The organism is Stenotrophomonas sp. NPDC078853 (assembly GCF_044901215.1).
In the GTDB taxonomy this organism is placed as follows: Bacteria; Pseudomonadota; Gammaproteobacteria; order Xanthomonadales; family Xanthomonadaceae; genus Stenotrophomonas; species Stenotrophomonas lacuserhaii.
Genome location: NZ_JBJDOQ010000016.1, coordinates 15,637 through 34,872, shown reverse-complemented (window position 1 = coordinate 34,872; position 19,236 = coordinate 15,637). Strand labels below are relative to the sequence as shown.

The 19,236-nt window shown below is 66.3% G+C and carries 11 protein-coding genes; 6 read left to right on the top strand and 5 right to left on the bottom strand.

Going from position 1 to position 19,236, the window contains the following annotated elements:
- Nucleotides 1–107 precede the first annotated feature (107 nt).
- On the bottom strand, nt 108–5,084 hold the full coding sequence (locus tag ACI2JH_RS15415; protein ID WP_101100575.1) for an NAD-glutamate dehydrogenase domain-containing protein: 4,977 nt from the start codon (nt 5,082–5,084) through the stop codon (nt 108–110).
- A 263-nt stretch (nt 5,085–5,347) separates the two neighbouring features.
- Between ACI2JH_RS15415 and ACI2JH_RS15410 the strand changes: the two genes are divergently transcribed.
- Genes ACI2JH_RS15410 through ACI2JH_RS15400 form a run of 3 tightly spaced genes read left to right on the top strand, consistent with a single transcriptional unit; the run spans nt 5,348 to nt 10,473 of the window.
- Nucleotides 5,348–6,004, top strand: coding sequence for a TetR/AcrR family transcriptional regulator (locus tag ACI2JH_RS15410; protein ID WP_404736625.1), 657 nt, complete (start codon nt 5,348–5,350; stop codon nt 6,002–6,004).
- Nucleotides 6,004–7,284 (top strand): efflux RND transporter periplasmic adaptor subunit, encoded by a 1,281-nt coding sequence (locus ACI2JH_RS15405; protein ID WP_404736624.1) that lies wholly within the window; start codon nt 6,004–6,006, stop codon nt 7,282–7,284. Before ACI2JH_RS15410 ends, ACI2JH_RS15405 begins: the two co-directional genes overlap by 1 nt.
- A 15-nt stretch (nt 7,285–7,299) precedes the next feature.
- Nucleotides 7,300–10,473 (top strand): multidrug efflux RND transporter permease subunit, encoded by a 3,174-nt coding sequence (locus tag ACI2JH_RS15400; protein WP_042614880.1) that lies wholly within the window; start codon nt 7,300–7,302, stop codon nt 10,471–10,473.
- Between the two features lie 102 nt (nt 10,474–10,575).
- Here the strand turns inward: ACI2JH_RS15400 and ACI2JH_RS15395 are convergent, their stop codons facing one another.
- The 3 genes from ACI2JH_RS15395 to ACI2JH_RS15385 all read right to left on the bottom strand — a co-directional run bounded on the left by ACI2JH_RS15395 (nt 10,576) and on the right by ACI2JH_RS15385 (nt 13,486).
- On the bottom strand, nt 10,576–10,869 hold the full coding sequence (locus ACI2JH_RS15395; RefSeq protein WP_319278910.1) for a hypothetical protein: 294 nt from the start codon (nt 10,867–10,869) through the stop codon (nt 10,576–10,578).
- 89 nt (nt 10,870–10,958) lie between these two features.
- Nucleotides 10,959–12,131, bottom strand: a complete 1,173-nt coding sequence (locus tag ACI2JH_RS15390; protein ID WP_372487502.1) for an acyl-CoA dehydrogenase family protein — start codon at nt 12,129–12,131, stop codon at nt 10,959–10,961.
- A gap of 899 nt (nt 12,132–13,030) precedes the next feature.
- The gene (locus ACI2JH_RS15385) at nt 13,031–13,486 is read right to left on the bottom strand and encodes an REP-associated tyrosine transposase (protein WP_404736652.1); all 456 of its coding nucleotides are present in this window, start codon (nt 13,484–13,486) and stop codon (nt 13,031–13,033) included.
- Nucleotides 13,487–13,708: 222 nt separating this feature from the next.
- Between ACI2JH_RS15385 and ACI2JH_RS15380 the strand changes: the two genes are divergently transcribed.
- Genes ACI2JH_RS15380 through metH form a run of 3 tightly spaced genes read left to right on the top strand, consistent with a single transcriptional unit; the run spans nt 13,709 to nt 18,433 of the window.
- Entirely contained in the window at nt 13,709–14,638 is a 930-nt protein-coding gene (locus tag ACI2JH_RS15380) for a metalloregulator ArsR/SmtB family transcription factor (RefSeq protein ID WP_101100583.1), read from the top strand.
- A gap of 7 nt (nt 14,639–14,645) precedes the next feature.
- On the top strand, nt 14,646–15,752 hold the full coding sequence (locus ACI2JH_RS15375) for a homocysteine S-methyltransferase family protein (protein ID WP_101100585.1): 1,107 nt from the start codon (nt 14,646–14,648) through the stop codon (nt 15,750–15,752).
- Nucleotides 15,749–18,433, top strand: coding sequence for a methionine synthase (gene metH / locus ACI2JH_RS15370; protein ID WP_319277654.1), 2,685 nt, complete (start codon nt 15,749–15,751; stop codon nt 18,431–18,433). The genes ACI2JH_RS15375 and metH overlap by 4 nt, the downstream gene beginning before the upstream one ends.
- Before the next feature lie 100 nt (nt 18,434–18,533).
- Here metH and ACI2JH_RS15365 read toward each other — a convergent pair whose 3' ends face one another.
- Nucleotides 18,534–19,229 carry a DUF2058 family protein gene (locus tag ACI2JH_RS15365; protein WP_404736623.1) on the bottom strand — a complete coding sequence of 232 codons (696 nt, stop codon included), beginning with the start codon at nt 19,227–19,229 and terminating at the stop codon, nt 18,534–18,536.
- Nucleotides 19,230–19,236: the final 7 nt, after the last annotated feature.

The window sequence follows — 19,236 nt, the reverse complement described above, 5'->3', positions numbered from 1 at the left end:
CCGGTAGAGCATAACCGGACGTGGCGCGGAATCCGCGCCACGTTGGCTGATACGGGGCGTTGACGACCAACGGTCGTCACCCACCTTGAGCCAGGTCACCGGGGGGCTTACCCCCCGTGCGAGGCCAGCTGGCCCAGGCGCTGCACCGCGACCGACACGGTCGGGTAGTCCAGGGTCTTCTGTTCGGCCAGTTCGCCCAGCATCGCCAGGGTAAAGCGCAGGCTGTTGTCGTCACGACCGACCCATGCGGCGACCTTGGCTTCGGCCGTGCCGCCCTTGGTGGCCAGCACCTGGCCGGCCAGGTTGCGGTGGTGGGCCGCCAGTTCGTCACGCAGCACACCGCGTGCCACGGCATGCCAACGGCCGTTGACCTCCAGCGCATCGACCTGCTCGAACAACCACGGCAGGCTCAACGCCTCACCCAGGCGGAAGTGGATCTTGGACACATCCACCGGCTTGAGCTTGCGGGTACGTGCCAGTTCGATGATGTCGAACGCCGGGGCCAGGAAGTGCAGCTCGGAAAGCTGCTGCGCCAGGCCGGCCGGCAGGCCCTTGTCCACCCACTGCTGCACCAGCGCTTCGTAGGTCGGGCGCTGCGAATCAGGCAGCACGCCGGAAGCCACGCGGATGTCGTTGAAGGGACCCTGGTAGCGGTTGACCGCCTCGGTGATGCCCGGCATCGGGCCGGGGCGGAACAGCAGCCAGCGCACGAAGGCACGCTGCAGTTTCCAGATCACTTCCAGCGCATCGACCTGCACCGATTCGGGCAGCTGGCCGTCCAGTGCGTCGATCTGCGCCCACAGCGCGCGTGCATCCAGCGTTTCGCGGCTGATGGTATAGGCCTTGGCGACCTCGGCGATGGAACGGCCGGTGTCTTCCTGCATGCGCATCAGGAAGGTGGCACCCATCCGGTTGATGGTCTGGTTGGTCACTGCCGTGGCGATGATCTCGCGCTTCAGGCGGTGGCGTTCCATGGCATCGGCGTACTTCTTCTGCAGCGGCTGCGGGAAGTAACGCTGCAGCTCCTTGGACAGGTACGGGTCTTCCGGGATGTCCGATTCCAGCAGCTGCTGGAAGGCCACCAGCTTGGAGTAGGACAGCAGCACCGACAGCTCCGGACGGGTCAGGCCCTGGCCGCGCGCCTTGCGCTGGGACAGCTCGGCATCGGACGGCAGGAACTCGATCTGCCGGTCCAGCAGGCCCTGCTGTTCCAGCGTGCGGATGAAGTGCTGCTTGGAGCCCAGGCGCTTGACTGCCATCCGCTCCATCAGGCTCAGGGCCTGGTTCTGGCGGTAATTGTCGTTGAGCACCAGCGCGGCCACTTCGTCGGTCATCGACGCCAGCAGCTTGTTGCGCTGCTCGACGGTGAGCTTCTTGGCACGCACCACGTCGTTGAGCAGGATCTTGATGTTCACCTCATGATCGGAGGTGTCCACGCCGGCGGAGTTGTCGATGAAATCGGTGTTGAGCAGGACGCCGGCCTGGGCCGCTTCGATGCGTCCCAGCTGGGTCATGCCGAGGTTGCCGCCCTCGCCCACCACCTTGCAGCGAAGCTCGGTGCCGTTGACGCGCAGCGCGTTGTTGGCGCGGTCGCCGACATCGCTGTGCTGCTCACTGGTGGCCTTGACGTAGGTACCGATGCCGCCGTTCCACAGCAGGTCGACCGGAGCCTTCAGGATCGCGCTCATCAGGTCGTTCGGCGACAGCGCCTTGACCGAATCTTCCAGGCCAAGCGCCTCACGCACCTGCGGGGTGATCTCGATGGATTTCAGCGTACGCGGGAAAATGCCACCGCCCTTGCTGATCAGCTTGGCATCGTAGTCGGCCCAGCTGGAACGCGGCACGGTGAACATGCGCTCGCGCTCGACGAACGAACTGGCCGCGTCCGGATTCGGATCCAGGAAGATGTGGCGGTGATCGAAGGCAGCCACCAGGCGGATGTGGCGCGACAGCAGCATGCCGTTGCCGAACACGTCGCCGGACATGTCACCCACGCCTGCGGCGGTGAAGTCCTGGCTCTGGCTGTCATGGCCGAGTGCACGGAAGTGGCGCTTGACCGATTCCCACGCACCGCGTGCGGTGATGCCCATGCCCTTGTGGTCGTAGCCGACCGAGCCACCGGAGGCGAACGCATCGCCCATCCAGAAGCCGTGCGCCACGGCCAGGCCGTTGGCGATGTCGGAGAAGGTCGCGGTGCCCTTGTCGGCGGCCACCACCAGGTACGGGTCGTCCATGTCGTGGCGGACCACGTCGATGGGCGGCACGATTCTGTTGTTGACGATGTTGTCGGTGATGTCCAGCAGGCCCTGGATGAACAGCTTGTAGCAGGCCACGCCGTTGGCGAACACCGCATCGCGGTCACCGCTGGCCGGCGGGGTCTTGGCGAAGAAACCGCCCTTGGCCCCGACCGGAACGATCACCGTGTTCTTGACCATCTGCGCCTTGACCAGGCCCAGCACTTCGGTACGGAAGTCTTCGCGACGATCCGACCAGCGCAGGCCGCCACGGGCCACCGCACCGAAACGCAGGTGCACGCCTTCCACGCGCGGGCCGTAGACGAAGATCTCGCGATACGGACGCGGCTTGGGCAGGTCCGGCACCAGGGCGGCATCGAACTTGAAGCTGATGACATGGCCCGGACGGCCGTTGGCATCGGTCTGGTAATAGCTGGTGCGCAGCGTGGCATCGATCACGCCCATGAAGCTGCGCAGGATGCGGTCTTCGTCCAAGCTGGAGACGCGGTCCATCAGCTTCAGCAGCGCATCGCGCGCGGCCTGCATCTGGCCGTCGCGGTCTCCCTTGCGCGCCTCGACCACGGTCTTGAGCACTTTCAGGGTCGCCTCGTCGCCGGCGGCCAGTACGTCCAGGTGCGCCTTCAGCGTGGCCTGGCCGTGTGCGATGTCGTCCTTGCTCTCGTTGCCGGTCGCCGGGTCGAAGCGTGCTTCGAACAGTTCCACCAGCAGGCGGGCCAGCAGCGGATAGCGGGTGAACGTACCTTCCACATATGCCTGCGAGAACGGCACGCCGGTCTGCAGCAGGTACTTGCAGTAACCACGCAGCATCGCGACCTGGCGCCAGTGCAGGCCCGCGGCCAGCACCAGGCGGTTGAAGCCATCGTTCTCGGCATCGCCGTGCCACACGCGGGCGAAGGTCTCGCCGAACGCTTCATCGACACTGGCCGCGTCGATGGCACCGGCCACTGATTCGACCTCGAAGTCCTGCACGTACACCGGGGCATCATCCACCGTCAGGCGGTACGGACGCTCGGAGATCACGCGCAGGCCCATGTTTTCCATCATCGGCAGCGCGTCCGACAGCGGGATGTCATCCAGCTGGCGATACAGCTTCAGGCGCAGGCCATCACCATTTTCGCGCGGCACCGCCTGCAGGCTCAGGCGCAGGTCGTCCGGACCGGTCAGCGCGTCGAGCTGGCTGACATCGCTGGCCGCCACGGCGGTGCTGTTGTCTTCGATGTAGCCGGCCGGCAGCGCCTTGCCGATCCGCGAGGCGATGCGCAGGCCTTCGGTTTCGCCGTGGCGGGATACGAGCGTTTCGCGCAGGTCGTCCTGCCAGTTGCGCAGCAGGTGGGCCAGGTTCTGTTCCAGCGCGTTGGTGTCCACGTCGACCACCGGACCGGCCTTGGGACGCACGATCAGGTGCACCTGGGCAAGCGGCGATTCGCCCAGCACCACCGAGCTGTCCACGTGCTCGCCGTGCAGTGCGTCACGCAGCATCGCCTCGATCCGCAGGCGCACGTCGGTGTTGAAGCGTTCGCGCGGCAGGAAGGCCAGCGCGGAAATGAAACGGGAATACTTGTCGCGGCGCAGGAACAGACGGCTGCGGACCCGCTCCTGCAGGCCCAGCACGCCCATCGCGGTGCGGAACAGTTCGTCTTCGCTGGACTGGAACAGTTCTTCGCGCGGCAGCGTTTCCAGGATGTGGCGCAGTGCCTTGCCGCTGTGGCTGGACAGCGACAGGCCCGAGCGCTGCATCACGTGTTCATAGCGCTGGCGCACCAGCGGGATTTCCCACGGGCGACGGTTGTAGGCGCTGGAGGTGAACAGGCCGAGGAAGCGCTGTTCGCCGATGATGTTGCCCTTGGCGTCGAATTCCAGCACGCCGATGTAATCCATGTAACCGGCACGGTGCACGCGCGAACGCGCGTTGGTCTTGGTCAGGATCAGCGCGTCCTTCAGGCCGGTGGTGGTGTTCAGGCCCTGCGCGGCAAGCGTCTTGACCGGGCGCGCGGCGGACTTGTCGCGCCCCTTCATCAGCCCCAGGCCGGTGTCGTTGAGCGGGGCCAGCACGTCTTCCTTGCCGTCCTTCTGCACGCGGTATTCGCGGTAACCGAAGAAGGTGAAGTGGTTGTCGGCGGCCCAGCGCAGGAACTCCTGCGCCTCGCGGCGCGAGGCATCGTCGACCGGCAGCTGGCGGCTGCCCAGGTCGTCGGCCACGGCCAGCGCCTTGTCGCGCATCGGCTGCCAGTCGCGCACGATCGAACGCACTTCTTCCAGCGCCTTGATGATGCCCTGCTCCACCTCGCCCATGGCGTCGGGGCTCTGGCGGTCCATCTCCAGCAGCATCACCGATTCGATCTCGCCCTCGCCGACCTTGGCCAGCTTGCCGGCCTTGTCACGGCTGAAGCGGATCACCGGGTGGCCCAGCACATGCACGCCGATGCCCTGCTCGGCCAGCGCCATGGTCACCGTATCCACCAGGAACGGCATGTCGTCGTTGACGATCTGCAGCACGGTATGCGGCGATTCCCAGCCATTGCCCTTGGCGGTGGGGTTGAACACGCGGACGTTGGCCTTGCCGATCTTGCGGCTGCGCGCGAACTCCAGCGTGTCAGCGGCCAGCGCGGCCCATTCTTCCACGCTGTGGTGCGGGAACTCGTCCGCTTCCATGCGCTTGTAGAAGTCGGCGGCGAACGCTACTGCCTCGGCCTGCCCGGCCGCGGGGTATCGCTTGCGCAAGGCCGTGTACACCGGTTCCAGCGAGAAACCAGTTGCCGGGACAAGCTGGGTTTCCGCCGGGGCGGGCTTGGTTTTCACGGTTTTGACTGCAGACTTTTGCGATTTCATGGCAGAGCGAGTCGTGTTGCCCAGTTGGGAAAATGAAATTGTAGCCGTGTTGCGGGAAAAGGCCTTGCTGCAGGACGGAATATGCAGATACGGGTTGGGTGCGGTTTACATCGGACGCAGCGACCGCACGCACCGTTCGCCCGCGTACGGCTGTCGCGATCGGCGGGCAATGCCGACAGGATCGGCAAAGCCTGTGACAGAACATGCCGCAACACGTCTCAAAACGTTTCCACAATCCTGAACTGGACGGTATAGTCCACTCCGTGAACCCCGCTCCCCTCCCCGCTGCCGACATGGACGCGCGCGATCTACGTGTGTTCGATGCGGTGCGCGAGCTGCTCGCCCGGCATGGCATGCAGATGAGCATGGAAGCAGTGGCCCAGCACGCGGGGTGCTCCAAGCAGACCCTGTATTCGCGCTACGGCAGCAAGCAGGAGCTGATGCGCCGGGTAGTGGAACGGCACGTCTGCCGGGCCACGGCCGGATTGCGCGGCCTGCGCGAGGATGACCTGCGCGGCAGCCTGATGCAGTTCGCCACCGATTACCTGGACCACTTCAACCAGCCGCACGTGGCCCAGGCCTGCCGGATGATTTCCGCCGATGCGGCGCAGTTTCCCGAAGAGGCCTGCAGCCTGTGGCGCGATGGTGCCGGAACGCTGACGCTTCACCTTGCTGAATGGATCGAATCCGCCATTGCCCGCGGGCAGCTCCGGCATGACGACCCGCACTTCATGGCCGAACTGCTAATCAGCATGATCGGTGGCCAGGATTTCGATCGGCAACGCTTCCACATGCCCCATCGCGACGACGCCGGGACGCGTCGGCGCTGGGCTGGATTTTCCGTCGACAGCTTCCTGCGCGCGTTCGCGCCGGCCGCTTCGCCCCAACCGCATTCAAACCAACTCCGGAGTTTCTCCTGATGATCGCCCCACTCCGCACCCTCGCACTGACGTGCGCTGTTGCCATTGCCCTGGCTGGCTGCAAGAAAGAAGAACAGCAGGCCCCGCCGCCGCCGGAAGTGGGCGTGATCGATGCCAAGCCGCAGACCCTGCCGCTGCAGCGTGAGCTGGTGGGCCGGCTGTCGCCGTTCCGCAGCGCCGACGTCCGCGCCCGCGTGCCGGGCGTGCTGCTCAAGCGCGTCTATCAGGAAGGCAGCGAGGTCAAGCAGGGCCAGACCCTGTTCCTGATCGACCCGGCGCCGCTGCGTGCCGAGCTCAACGCTTCCGAAGCCCAGCTCGCCTCGGCCCGTGCCAGCTATGCCAACGCCAAGGTGGCAGCGGATCGCGCCCGTTCGCTGGCCCCGCAGAAATATGTTTCCAAGGCCGACCTGGACAATGCCGAATCGGCCGAGCGCACCGCGCTGGCGGCGGTCAAGCAGTCCGAAGCCGCCGTGAGCAGCTCGCGCATCAGCCTGGGCTACGCCGAAGTCACCGCGCCGATCAGCGGCGTGGCCGGCAAGCAGCAGGTCACCGAAGGTGCGCTGGTAGGCCAGGGCGACGTCACCCTGCTGACCACCGTGGACCAGCTGGATCCGCTGTACGTGAACTTCTCGCTGAGCGTGGACGAGCTGTCACAGCTGCGCGCCGCACAGGCCAAGGGCGCCCTGGCGCTGAGCGGCGATGGCAAGGCCACCGTGCAGGTCAAGCTGTCCGATGGCACCACCTACGGCCAGAACGGCACGCTGGACTTCTCCTCGACCACGGTCGATCCGGCCACCGGTGCGGTATCGCTGCGCGCGGTGCTGCCGAACCCGGACCGGATCCTGCTGCCCGGCGCCTTCGTCAGCTTCCAGGCCACCCTGGGCGAGCGCAACAACGCCTACCTGGTGCCGCAGCAGGCGCTGCTGCGTGATGCCACCGGCGGCTACCTGATGGTGGTCGGGGCCGATGGCAAGGTGGTGCGCCGCGACGTCAAGACCGAAGGCGCGCAGGGCGGCAACTGGCTGGTCACCGATGGCCTGCAGCCGGGTGACAAGGTCGTGGTCGCCGGCGTGCAGAAGGTCAAGGAAGGCGCACCGGCAACGGCCAAGCCGTGGACCCCGGAACAGGCGGCCGCCGCTGCCCAGGGTGCACCGGCGCAGGGCCAGGCGCCGGCCGCCCAGGGTGATGCCGCCGCCGATGCGGCCACGCCCGATGCAGCCCAGCAGGCTCCGGCCGCTGCCGAGCAGGCAGCGCCGGCCTCCGATTCGACCAAGCAGTAACGGGAAGACTCCGTCATGCCTAAATTTTTCATCGAACACCCGGTCTTTGCCTGGGTGGTAGCGATCCTGATCTCGCTCAGCGGCGTGATCGCGATCCTCAACCTGGGTGTGGAGTCCTACCCCAGCATCGCCCCGCCACAGGTCACCGTGTCGGCCACCTACCCGGGCGCCAGCGCGGACACCACGGAAAAATCGGTCACCCAGGTGATCGAGCAGCAGCTGACCGGTATCGATCACCTGCTGTATTTCAGCTCCTCCTCCTCGTCCAATGGCCGCGCCACGGTCACCCTGACCTTCGAAACCGGCACCGATGCGGACATCGCCCAGGTGCAGGTGCAGAACAAGGTCTCGCTGGCCACGCCCCGCCTGCCCAGTGAAGTGACCCAGCAGGGCGTGGTGGTGGCCAAGGCCAACGCCGGCTTCCTGATGGTGGTGGCGCTGCGTTCGGATACCGGCGGCAACAGCCGTGACGCACTGAACGACATCGTGGCCTCGCGCGTGCTGGACCAGGTCTCGCGTATTCCCGGCGTGGGCAGCACCCAGCAGTTCGGTGGCGAGTACGCCATGAACATCTGGCTGAACCCGGAACGCATGCAGGGCTATGGCCTGTCGGCCAGCCAGGTGTTGGCCGCAGTGCGTGAGCAGAACGTGCAGTTCGCCGCCGGTTCGCTGGGTTCGGACCCGGCCCCGGTGGGCCAGCACTTCACCGCCACGGTATCGGCCGAAGGTCGCTTCAGCACCCCGGAAGAGTTCGAGAACATCATCCTGCGCGCCAACCCGGATGGTTCGCGCGTGTTGCTGAAGGACATTGCCCGGATCGGCTTCGGCGCGGGCAATTATGGTTTTGACACCCAGTACAACGGCAAGCCGACCGGTGCCTTCGCGATCCAGCTGCTGCCCGGTGCCAATGCACTGAACGTGGCAGAAGCGGTGCGCGCGAAGATGGATGAACTGCAGCCGAGCTTCCCGGCCGGTGTCAGCTGGTTCTCACCGTACGACAGCACCACCTTCGTGAAGATCTCCATCGAGGAAGTGATCAAGACGCTGGTCGAGGCCATCATCCTGGTCTTCCTGGTGATGCTGATCTTCCTGCAGAACTTCCGTGCCACCCTGATCCCGACGCTGGTGATCCCGGTCGCGCTGCTGGGTACGTTCCTGGGCATGTGGATGATCGGCTTCACGATCAACCAGCTGACCCTGTTCGCGCTGGTGCTGGCGATCGGCATCGTGGTCGATGACGCGATCGTGGTGATCGAGAACGTCGAACGCATCATGACCGACGAAGGGATGGCGCCGAAACAGGCCACCCAGAAGGCCATGACCCAGATCACCGGCGCGGTGGTGGCCATCACCGTGGTGCTGGCGGCGGTGTTCATCCCGTCGGCGCTGCAGGGCGGTGCGGCCGGTGAGATCTACAAGCAGTTCGCGCTGACCATCGCCATTTCGATGGCGTTCTCGGCGTTCCTGGCGCTGGGCTTCACCCCGGCCCTGTGCGCGACCTTCCTCAAGCCGACGCACAACGACAAGCCGAACATCGTCTACCGCACCTTCAACAAGTACTACGACAGGATCAGCGGCACTTACGTGGGCCACATCACCTCGGCGGTGAAGCATGCGCCGCGCTGGATGATCCTGTTCGTGGTGCTCGGTGCGCTGTGCGCGTTCCTGTTCACCCGCATGCCGGGCAGCTTCCTGCCCGAAGAAGACCAGGGCTACGCACTGGCCATCGTGCAGCTGCCGCCGGGTTCGACCAAGACCCAGACCAACGAAGTGTTCGCGCAGATGCGTGGCATCCTGGAAAAGCAGGAAGGCTTCGAGGGCCTGCTGCAGATCGCAGGTTTCAGCTTCGTGGGCTCCGGCGAAAATGTGGGCATGGGCTTCATCCGGCTCAAGCCCTGGGCCGACCGCGAGGTCACCGTGCCCGAGCTGATCGGCAACATGAACGGCGCGTTCTACGGCATCAAGGAAGCGCAGATCTTCGTGGTCAACCTGCCCACCGTGCAGGGCCTGGGCCAGTTCGGCGGCTTCGACATGTGGCTGCAGGACCGTACCGGTGCAGGCTTCGAGCAGCTCACCAATGCCCGCAACACCCTGCTGGGTGCGGCCGCGCAGAAGAGTGACCTACTGACCGGCGTGCGCCCCAATGGACTGGAGAACGCCCCGCAGCTGGCCCTGCACGTGGACCGCGTGCAGGCGCAGGCGATGGGCATGTCGGTGTCGGATGTGTACAGCACCATCCAGCTGATGCTGGCCCCGGTGTACGTCAACGACTTCTTCAGCGAAGGCCGCATCAAGCGCGTGACCATGCAGGCCGATGCGCCTTACCGCACCGGCGAAGCATCGCTGAAGAGCTTCTACAGCCCGTCCACGCTGGACACCAATGCCGACGGCACCAGCACGATGATCCCGCTGAGCACCGTGGTGCGCTCGGAATGGGTATCGGCGCCGCCGTCGCTGAGCCGCTACAACGGCTATTCGGCAGTGAACATCGTGGGCTCGCAGGCGCCAGGGCGCAGCTCCGGCGAAGCGATGACCGCGATGGAAGACATCGTCCGCGATGAACTGCCGGCCGGCTTCGGCTACGACTGGTCCGGCATGTCCTACCAGGAAATCCTGGCGGGCAACGCAGCCACGCTGCTGCTGGTACTGTCCATCGTGGTGGTGTTCCTGTGCCTTGCCGCGTTGTATGAAAGCTGGTCGATCCCGGTCGCCGTGCTGCTGGTGGTGCCGCTGGGCGTGCTGGGTGCGCTGGTGTTCTCGATGGCCCGCGGCCTGCCCAACGATCTGTTCTTCAAGATCGGCCTGATCACGGTGATCGGCCTGGCAGCGAAGAACGCGATCCTGATCGTGGAGTTCGCGGTGGAACAGCGTGCGGCCGGCAGGACCCTGCGCGACGCCACCATCGAGGCGGCCCGCCTGCGCTTCCGTCCGATCCTGATGACCTCCTTCGCCTTCATCATGGGCGTGATCCCGATGGCCATCTCCACCGGCGCCGGCGCCAATTCCCGCCACGCCATCGGTACCGGCGTGATCGGCGGGATGGTGTTCGCCACCTTCCTCGGCCTGCTGATGATCCCGGTGTTCTTCATCGTGGTCCGCCGCATGCTGGGCGACAAGCTGGACGAGCCCTCCAAGGAGTTCGTGGAGCGCCAGCACGAAGCAGAGGGCGCACACCGCCCGGACCGCTGAGGGCAGTGACGGCCACTGGCCGTCGTGCCTTTGCAGCCGTCACGCTTCAAACGAAAAGGCCCCGGATCGCTCCGGGGCCTTTTTTTCACTCGCACCCGCCGCTCAACGCAGTACGGCAACCACCGCGCACGCCAACACGATGGCCAGCGATGGCCATTGCATGGGCAGGTAGAAGAAATGATGCCGCGCCGGCACGCCCTCGGCGCGCACGCCGCGATTGAGGACGAACCCCAGCACCACGTTGATTGCCGCGCCGATGCCGCAACCCAGCAGGAACTGCGCCAAGGTGATGTTGCCCTTGGCGACGGACGGATCGGGATACAGCCAGAGCAGCAACAGCACTGCGACGATCGGTGTCAGCAGGGTAAAGAACCCTGCACCGCGGTAGATGACCATGCCCGTACCTGTTTTGAGAGGACGGGCATTCTAGGCGATCGTGCAGGCGGATCGGGTCGTGGACCCGCCCGCACGCTTACGCCGAAGCCTCAGCGCAGCCCGGTTTCGTTGCGTGCGATGACCAGGCGCTGGATCTCCGAGGTGCCTTCGTAGATCTCGGTGATCTTGGCGTCACGGAAGTAACGCTCCAGCGGCATTTCCTTCGAATAGCCCATGCCGCCATGGATCTGCACGGCCTGGTGGGTGATCCACATCGCCGCTTCCGATGCGGTCAGCTTGGCGATCGCCGCTTCATTGCTGAAACGCTTGCCCTCTCCCTTCACCCATGCCGCACGCAGGGTCAGCAGCAGGGCCGCGTCCAGCTTGCATTTCATGTCGGCGATCTTGGCCTGGGTCATCTGGAACGTGCCGATGGCCGCGCCGAATGCCTTGCGCTCCTTCACATATTCGATCGTCGCTTCATACGCAGCACGGGCAATGCCGATGGCCTGCGAGGCGATGCCGATGCGGCCGGCGTCGAGCACGCCCATCGCGATCTTGAAGCCCTCGCCTTCCTGGCCCAGCAGGTCTTCGGCCTGCGCAACGTAATCGTTGAACTCGATCTCGCAGGTCGCCGATGCGCGGATACCGAGCTTGGGTTCGGTCTTGCCGCGGCCGAAGCCGGCGTTGTCGGTGTCGATCAGGAACGCACTGATGCCGCGCGCGCCCTTGTCCGCATCGGTCATCGCGAACAGTACGATGTACTTGGCCACCGGGCCGGAGGTGATCCAGCTCTTCTTGCCGTTGATCACGTAGCTGCCGTCGGCCTGCTTGACCGCGCGGCAGCGCATGGCCGTGGCATCCGAGCCGGACTGTGGTTCGGTCAGTGCGAAGGCGCCGATGGCCGCTCCTTCGGCGATGGCGCGCACGTACTTCTGCTTCTGTGCCTCGGTGCCATGGGTCAGGATGCCGTTGCAGAACAGCGAATTGTTGACCGACATGATGGTCGAGTGGGCCGCGTCACCGGCAGCGACCTCCACCATCGCCAGCACGTAGGCGATGGGGTCCATGCCCGCACCGCCGTACTCGGCCGGCACTTCGATGCCCATCAGCCCGTTCTCGCCCAGCAGCTGGATGTTGGCCAGCGGGAACTCGCCGGTGCGGTCATGGTGCTCGGCGCTGGGCGCGATCTTTTCCTGCGCGATGCGGCGCGCGACGTCCTGCAGCATCAACTGCTCTTCGGTAAAGCTGAAATCCACAACGACCCCTCCCGGGTAATGAATCGGCGATTGTACTGGGGGCGGGGTATCGCCAGCTGACTGGGGCGCTGAACCTTGGAATCCCACTGTCCATGCACCGCTGCGCCGCTCAGGTAGCGCCGAGCGGTGCTCGGCGGATTCCCGGCGCCCATGCACCGCTGCGCTCGCCGACCGTGGGTCGGCGCTACCGTCTGGCCGCTCTGGTAGCGCCGAGCCGTGCTCGGCGGAATCCCGGCGCCCACGCACCGCTGCGCTCGCCGACCATGGGTCGGCGCTACCGTCCTGGCCGCTCTGGTAGCGCCGAGCCGTGCTCGGCGGATTCCCGGCGCCCACGCACCGCTGCGCTCGCCGACCATGGGTCGGCGCTACCGTCTTGGCCGCTCTGGTAGCGCCGAGCCGTGCTCGGCGGAATCCCGCCGCCCATGCACCGCTGCGCTCGCCGACCCTGGGTCGGCGCTACCGTCTGGCCGCTCTGGTAGCGCCGAGCCGTGCTCGGCGGAATCCCGCCGCCCATGCACCGCTGCGCTCGCCGACCATGGGTCGGCGCTACCGTCTGGCCGCTCTGGTAGCGCCGAGCCGTGCTCGGCGGAATACCGCCGCCCATGCACCGCTGCGCTCGCCGACCATGGGTCGGCGCTACCGTCCTGGCCGCCTTGGTAGCGCCGAGCCGTGCTCGGCGGAATCCCGCCGCCGCGCCGCTGCGCTCGCCGACCATGGGTCGGCGCTACCGTCCTGGCCGCTCTGGTAGCGCCGAGCCGTGCTCGGCGGATTCCCGCCGCCCATGCACCGCTGCGCTCGCCGACCATGGGTCGGCGCTACCGTCCTGGCCGCTCTGGTAGCGCCGAGCCGTGCTCGGCGGAATCCCGCCGACCACGCACCGCTGCGCTCGCCGACCATGGGTCGGCGCTACCGATCCGAACGCGTCACGGATCCATGGGCCAGCGGCACCAGGCAAAGGGATAGACACCCAGTCGATCGACAAGACCCGCTCTTACGGGATTGGCCGCGATGTAGCGCGCCTGCTTGAGCAGCGATTCGTCCGACCGCAGGGCGTGCTCGAAGTAGCTGGGCTGCCATAGCCGTGTCACGGATCCGGCCGCTTGACCGATCAGCCGGCTGCTGCGTGATTTGAACCGTTGCATGCAGGCACCCAGCGTGCCCTGGCGCAGCTGCAGCAACCAATGCACGTGGTCGGGCATGACGACCCAGGCGAAGGTATGGCTGATGCCCGCACGCTCGATGTCACGCAGGCATTCGACAACGATCTCCGCGTTACTGGCGCGGTCAAACAACGGGCGACGGGCGCGGGTGACCGTGGTCAGGACGTAGACGCTGCCTGGGCAGGAAAAACGGCCGCGCTGGAGATGGCGACTGGACATACACCAAGTCTCGGGCACGCGTTCTGATGCGAGAATCAGCAGCTCAAGCACCATTGGATGGGAAAAGCGCCCGGTAGCGCCGAGCCGTGCTCGGCGGAGTCCCGGCGCCCATGCACCGCTGCGCTCGCCGACCATGGGTCGGCGCTACCGCCAACCTCCGGTTGCTTGACCGTTCATCGCCTGCAGGCGAAAATATCTCTCTATCGCGATGGGTGGATATTTATGGATCTCGAGGATTGGTCGACCCGGCTGAAAGTGTTCGCCGACGCCACCCGGGTGCGCCTGTTGGCGCTGCTGGAGCAGGAAGAACTGACCGTAGCCGAGCTGTCGGCGATCACCCGGCTGGCCCAGCCGCGGGTGTCGACGCACCTGGCACGCCTTAAAGAGGCCGGGCTGGTGCGCGACCGGCGTGCGGGCGTGTCCGCGTACTACCGCTTCGACGACGCCCAGCTGGACCCGGCACAACGCGCATTGTGGCATGCATTGAGCACCGGCAGCGACGACCCGCTGCTGCGCCAGGACGCCGAACGCGTGGCCTCGGTGCTGGCCAGCCGTGCCGCCGACCAGAACTGGGCCGACAGCGTGGCCGGTGACATGGAGCGCCACTACTCCCCGGGCCGCACGTGGGAGGCCCTGGCACGCACCGCGCTGCCCCTGCTGGAAACCGGCGACGTGCTGGATATCGCCTCTGGCGATGGCGTGCTCGCTGAACTGGTGGCCCCGCATGCCAGCCGCTACGTCTGCATCGACACCAGCGCGCGCGTGGTCGCCGCCGCCAGCGAGCGCCTGCGCCGCCTGCCCAACGTGGAAGTGCGCGAGGGCGACATGCATGCGCTTCCGTTCAAGGACCGCAGCTTCGACCTGGTGGTGCTGATGCATGCACTTACCTACGCCGCAAAGCCGGCGCAAGCGGTCACCGAAGCGGCGCGCGTCCTGCGCCCGGGCGGACGCCTGCTGCTGTGCAGCCTGGCCCGCCATGAACACAAAGCGGCGGTGGATGCTTACGGCCATGTCAACCTCGGTTTCAGTGACAAGGAGCTGCGCAGGTTCGTCGACAAGGCCGGCCTGCAGGTATCGAGCCTGGAGACGGTGACGCGCGAAAAACGCCCGCCGCATTTCGAAGTCATTTCGCTGATCGCCAACAAAGCCTGAGGTCGCCGTGCCCGCCCTGCCCTGGTTGCATCCCGAACGTGCCACTGCCCTGCTCAATGCCCTGCGCGACCGCATCCTGGTCATTGACGGTGCGATGGGCACGATGATCCAGCGCCATGGGCTGCAGGAGGACGATTACCGGGGCCAGCGCTTCATCGGCGGGGTGGATACCCGTGCCGACGGCCACGTGCATGGTGCCGGCTGCGACCATGGCCCGGTGCAGGAGCAGGACCTGAAAGGCAACAACGATCTGCTGCTGCTGACCCGGCCGGACATCATCGCCGGCATCCATACCGAGTACCTGCAGGCTGGCGCGGACCTGGTGGAGACCAACACGTTCAACGCCACGTCGGTCAGCCAGGCCGACTACCATCTGGAACACCTGGTGTACGAACTGAACAAGGCCGGTGCCGCCGTGGCGCGTGCCTGCTGCGATGCGATGGAAGCGACCACGCCGGACAGGCCGCGCTTCGTCATCGGGGTGCTCGGACCCACCAGCCGCACCGCCTCGATCAGCCCGGACGTCAACGATCCAGGCTTCCGCAACACCAGCTTCGACGAACTGCGCGGCACCTATCGCGAGGCCATCGACGGGCTGATCGATGGCGGTGCCGATACGCTGATGGTGGAAACCATCTTCGACACCCTCAACGCCAAGGCAGCCCTGTTCGCCGTGGAAGAGGCCTTCGATGCGCGTGGCGCACGCCTGCCGGTGATGATTTCCGGGACCATCACCGACGCCTCCGGGCGCACCCTCTCCGGGCAGACCGCCGAAGCCTTCCATGCCTCGCTGGCGCATGCGCGACCGCTGTCGATCGGGCTCAACTGCGCGCTCGGCGCCGATGCGATGCGCCCGCACGTGGAAACCCTGTCGCAGGTGGCCGGCTGCTACATCAGCGCCCACCCCAATGCCGGCCTGCCCAACGCGTTCGGCGAGTACGACGAGACCCCCGAAGAGATGGCCGCCACCCTGCGTGGCTTCGCCACCGACGGCCTGCTGAACCTGGTCGGCGGCTGCTGCGGCAGCACCCCGGCGCATATCCGCGCCATCGCCGAGGCGGTCGCCGGCCTGCCGCCGCGTGCACTACCCGGCACACGGGAGCAGGCGGCATGAGCAACGTCCCGCATACCCGTCTGTCCGGGCTGGAACCGCTGGTCATCACCCCGGACCTGCTGTTCATCAACATCGGCGAGCGCACCAACGTCACCGGCAGCGCGCAGTTCCGCAAACTGATCAAGGAAGAGCGCTATGAGGAAGCGGTGGACGTGGCGCGCCAGCAGGTGGCCAGCGGCGCGCAGATCCTCGACGTCAACATGGACGAAGGCCTGATCGATTCGGAAGCGGCGATGACCCGCTACCTCAACCTGATCATGTCCGAGCCGGACATCGCGCGCATCCCGGTTATGGTCGATTCTTCCAAGTGGAGCGTGATCGAGGCCGGGCTGAAATGCCTGCAGGGCAAGAGCGTGGTCAATTCGATCTCGCTGAAGGAAGGCGAGGACCTGTTCCGCGAGCATGCGCGCAAAGTACTGCGCTACGGCGCCGCCGCGGTGGTGATGGCCTTCGATGAAGCCGGGCAGGCCGACACCTGCGCACGCAAGGTCGAGATCTGCACGCGGGCGTACCGCATCCTGGTGGATGAAATCGGCTTCCCGCCGCAGGACATCATCTTCGATCCGAACATCTTCGCCGTCGCCACCGGCATCGAAGAGCACGACAACTACGCGGTGGACTTCATCGAAGCCACCCGCATCATCAAGCGCACCCTGCCGCACTGCCATGTGTCCGGCGGGGTATCCAACGTGTCCTTCTCCTTCCGCGGCAACGAGACCGTGCGCCAGGCGATCCACGCGGTGTTCCTGTACCACGCCATCGCCGCCGGCATGGACATGGGCATCGTCAACGCCGGCGCGATGCCGATCTACGACGACCTGGATGCCGACCTGCGCGAACGCGTGGAGGACGTGATCCTCAACCGCCGCGCCGATGGCACCGAGCGCCTGCTGGAAATCGCCGAACGCTACAAGGGCAGCAAGGGCGCGGCGCGGGTCGAAGACCTGGCGTGGCGTGACAAGCCGGTCACCGACCGCCTGGCCCACGCGCTGGTGCATGGCCTGGATGCCTGGGTCGAGCAGGACACCGAAGAAGCGCGGCAGGCCTCCACGCGCCCGCTGGATGTGATCGAAGGTCCGCTGATGAACGGCATGAACGTGGTCGGCGATCTGTTCGGCGCCGGCAAGATGTTCCTGCCGCAGGTGGTCAAGTCGGCGCGGGTGATGAAGAAGGCGGTGGCCTACCTGCTGCCCTGGATCGAAGCGGAAAAGCTGCGCAGCGGCGACACCGCGCGCAGCAATGGCAAGATCATCATGGCGACGGTCAAGGGCGATGTGCACGACATCGGCAAGAACATCGTCGGCGTGGTACTGGCCTGTAACAACTTCGAGGTGATCGACCTGGGCGTGATGGTGCCGGCGCAGAAGATCCTCGACGCCGCACGCGCCGAGAACGCCGACATCATTGGACTGTCCGGCCTGATCACCCCGTCACTGGAAGAGATGAGCCACGTGGCCCGCGAGATGCAGCGCCAGGGCTTCGAGCTGCCGTTGATGATCGGCGGCGCCACCACCTCGCGCGCGCACACCGCGCTGAAGATCGACCCGCATTACAAGGCGCCCACGGTGTGGGTGAAGGATGCCTCGCGTGCGGTCGGCGTGGCGCAGTCGCTGATCTCGCGCGACCTGCGCGACGCCTTCGTGGCCGCCAACGAAGCCGACTACGCCGACATCCGCCTGCGCCACCGCAACCGCGGCGATGCCAAGCGCCTGGTCAGCCTGGCCCACGCACGCGGGCAGCGTTTCGATGGCGGCTGGGCGGACTACGTGCCGCCGGCGCCGAACCAGCCCGGACTGCATGTGTTGGACGACTATCCCTTGGCCGAACTGGTGGATTACATCGACTGGACGCCGTTCTTCCAGGCCTGGGAGCTGGCCGGCAAGTATCCGGCGATCCTCACCGATGAGATCGTCGGCAGCCAGGCCAGCGAGCTGTATCGCGATGCACGGCAGATGCTGGACCGCATCGTCAAAGAGCGGTGGCTGCAGGCACGCGCGGTGTTCGGGCTGTGGCCGGCCAACAGCGTGGGCGATGATGTCCGCGTGCAGCATCCCGACGGCGAGGCCACGCTGCACTTCCTGCGCCAGCAGGTCGACAAGCCCGCCGAGCGTCCGGATTTCTGCCTGGCCGACTTCATCGCGCCCGCCGACAGTGGCCGCCAGGACTGGATCGGCGCGTTCGCGGTGACCGCCGGAATCGGCATCGATGCGCACGTGGCGCGCTTCGAGGCCGCCCATGATGACTACAATGCGATCCTGCTCAAGGCCTTGGCCGACCGCTTCGCCGAAGCGCTTGCCGAGCGCCTGCACCAGCGCGTGCGCAAGGAATTCTGGGGCCATGCCAATGACGAGGCCCTCGACAACGACGCGTTGATCGCCGAGAAGTACAGCGGCATCCGGCCTGCTCCCGGCTATCCGGCCTGCCCGGAACACAGCGAGAAAGAGACCCTTTTCCGGCTGCTGGACGCGCAGGGCAATGCCGGGATGCAGCTGACCGAAAGCTTCGCGATGCTGCCCACCGCGGCGGTATCCGGCTACTACTTCAGCCATCCGAAGAGCCAGTATTTCGTGGTCGGCCGGGTCAGTCGCGAACAGGTCACCGATTACGCCAGGCGCAAGGGCGTGGACCGCGCCCAGGCAGAGCGCTGGCTGGCCTCCAACCTGGATTACGACCCGGAGTAATGCCGGGACTGCCCGCTGCGCTCGCCGACCATGGGGTCGGCGCTACCGATGCCGTACGGCGGGCATCGCCGAGCACGGCTCGGCGATGGCGTGGCGATGCTTACCAGACCAGGTCGTCAGGCACCTGGTACTGCGGATCGGCGTACGGGTCATCCTCGGCCGGCGCGTCCGGATCCACCTTCAGCGCCACGGCCTGGGCGAAGATCGCCTCGGCCTGGGCCAGCATGTCCGCAGTCACCAGCATGTAGCGCCCGGCCACCTGCACCACGCCCAGTTCGCCGGCGTTGAGCGCCTTGAGCTGGTCGGCGGTGACGTAGATGCGCTTGATCTTGCCGCCGTACGGGAAGTGCCGCGCGATCTCGGCCTCTTCCACGTTCAACGAGGCGTCCTTCAGCAGCACTTCCAGCTTCGCCTTCGCCTCGCGGCGCACGCGTGCTTCTTCCTGCTTCTGGCGCTCGGCTTGGATGCGCTCTTCCTTCTCGCGCTGCGCGCGGATGGCATAGGCCTTGGCCAGGTCCATCTCTTCCTGCGAGCGCGGCTTGCGCGCGCCCTGCGGTCGCGTACCAGGACGGTTGCCGGGAGCGCCGGCATTACCCGGGCGTGCAGATGCTGGACGATTCTCGCCCGGCTTGTCGTGGTTCGGGCGGGCACCGGCCTGCCCCGGCTTGCCGCCGCCCGGTCGCCCATCACGGCGCGCCTCCGGCTTGCGGTCCGGCTTGCGGTCATTACTGCGTTCAGGCTTCGGCGCGGGCTTGAAGCCCAGGCCCATCAACTGGTCGCGGAGGGTATCGCTCATAAGGACA

What these genes read in the sequence shown, in the direction of transcription:
- ACI2JH_RS15415 (WP_101100575.1), bottom strand. Translation starts at nt 5,084, where the DNA reads ATGAAATCGCAAAAGTCTGCAGTCAAAACCGTGAAAACCAAGCCCGCC.
- ACI2JH_RS15405 (WP_404736624.1), top strand. Translation starts at nt 6,004, where the DNA reads ATGATCGCCCCACTCCGCACCCTCGCACTGACGTGCGCTGTTGCCATT.
- ACI2JH_RS15400 (WP_042614880.1), top strand. Translation starts at nt 7,300, where the DNA reads ATGCCTAAATTTTTCATCGAACACCCGGTCTTTGCCTGGGTGGTAGCG.
- ACI2JH_RS15395 (WP_319278910.1), bottom strand. Translation starts at nt 10,869, where the DNA reads ATGGTCATCTACCGCGGTGCAGGGTTCTTTACCCTGCTGACACCGATC.
- ACI2JH_RS15385 (WP_404736652.1), bottom strand. Translation starts at nt 13,486, where the DNA reads ATGTCCAGTCGCCATCTCCAGCGCGGCCGTTTTTCCTGCCCAGGCAGC.
- ACI2JH_RS15380 (WP_101100583.1), top strand. Translation starts at nt 13,709, where the DNA reads ATGGATCTCGAGGATTGGTCGACCCGGCTGAAAGTGTTCGCCGACGCC.
- metH (WP_319277654.1), top strand. Translation starts at nt 15,749, where the DNA reads ATGAGCAACGTCCCGCATACCCGTCTGTCCGGGCTGGAACCGCTGGTC.
- ACI2JH_RS15365 (WP_404736623.1), bottom strand. Translation starts at nt 19,229, where the DNA reads ATGAGCGATACCCTCCGCGACCAGTTGATGGGCCTGGGCTTCAAGCCC.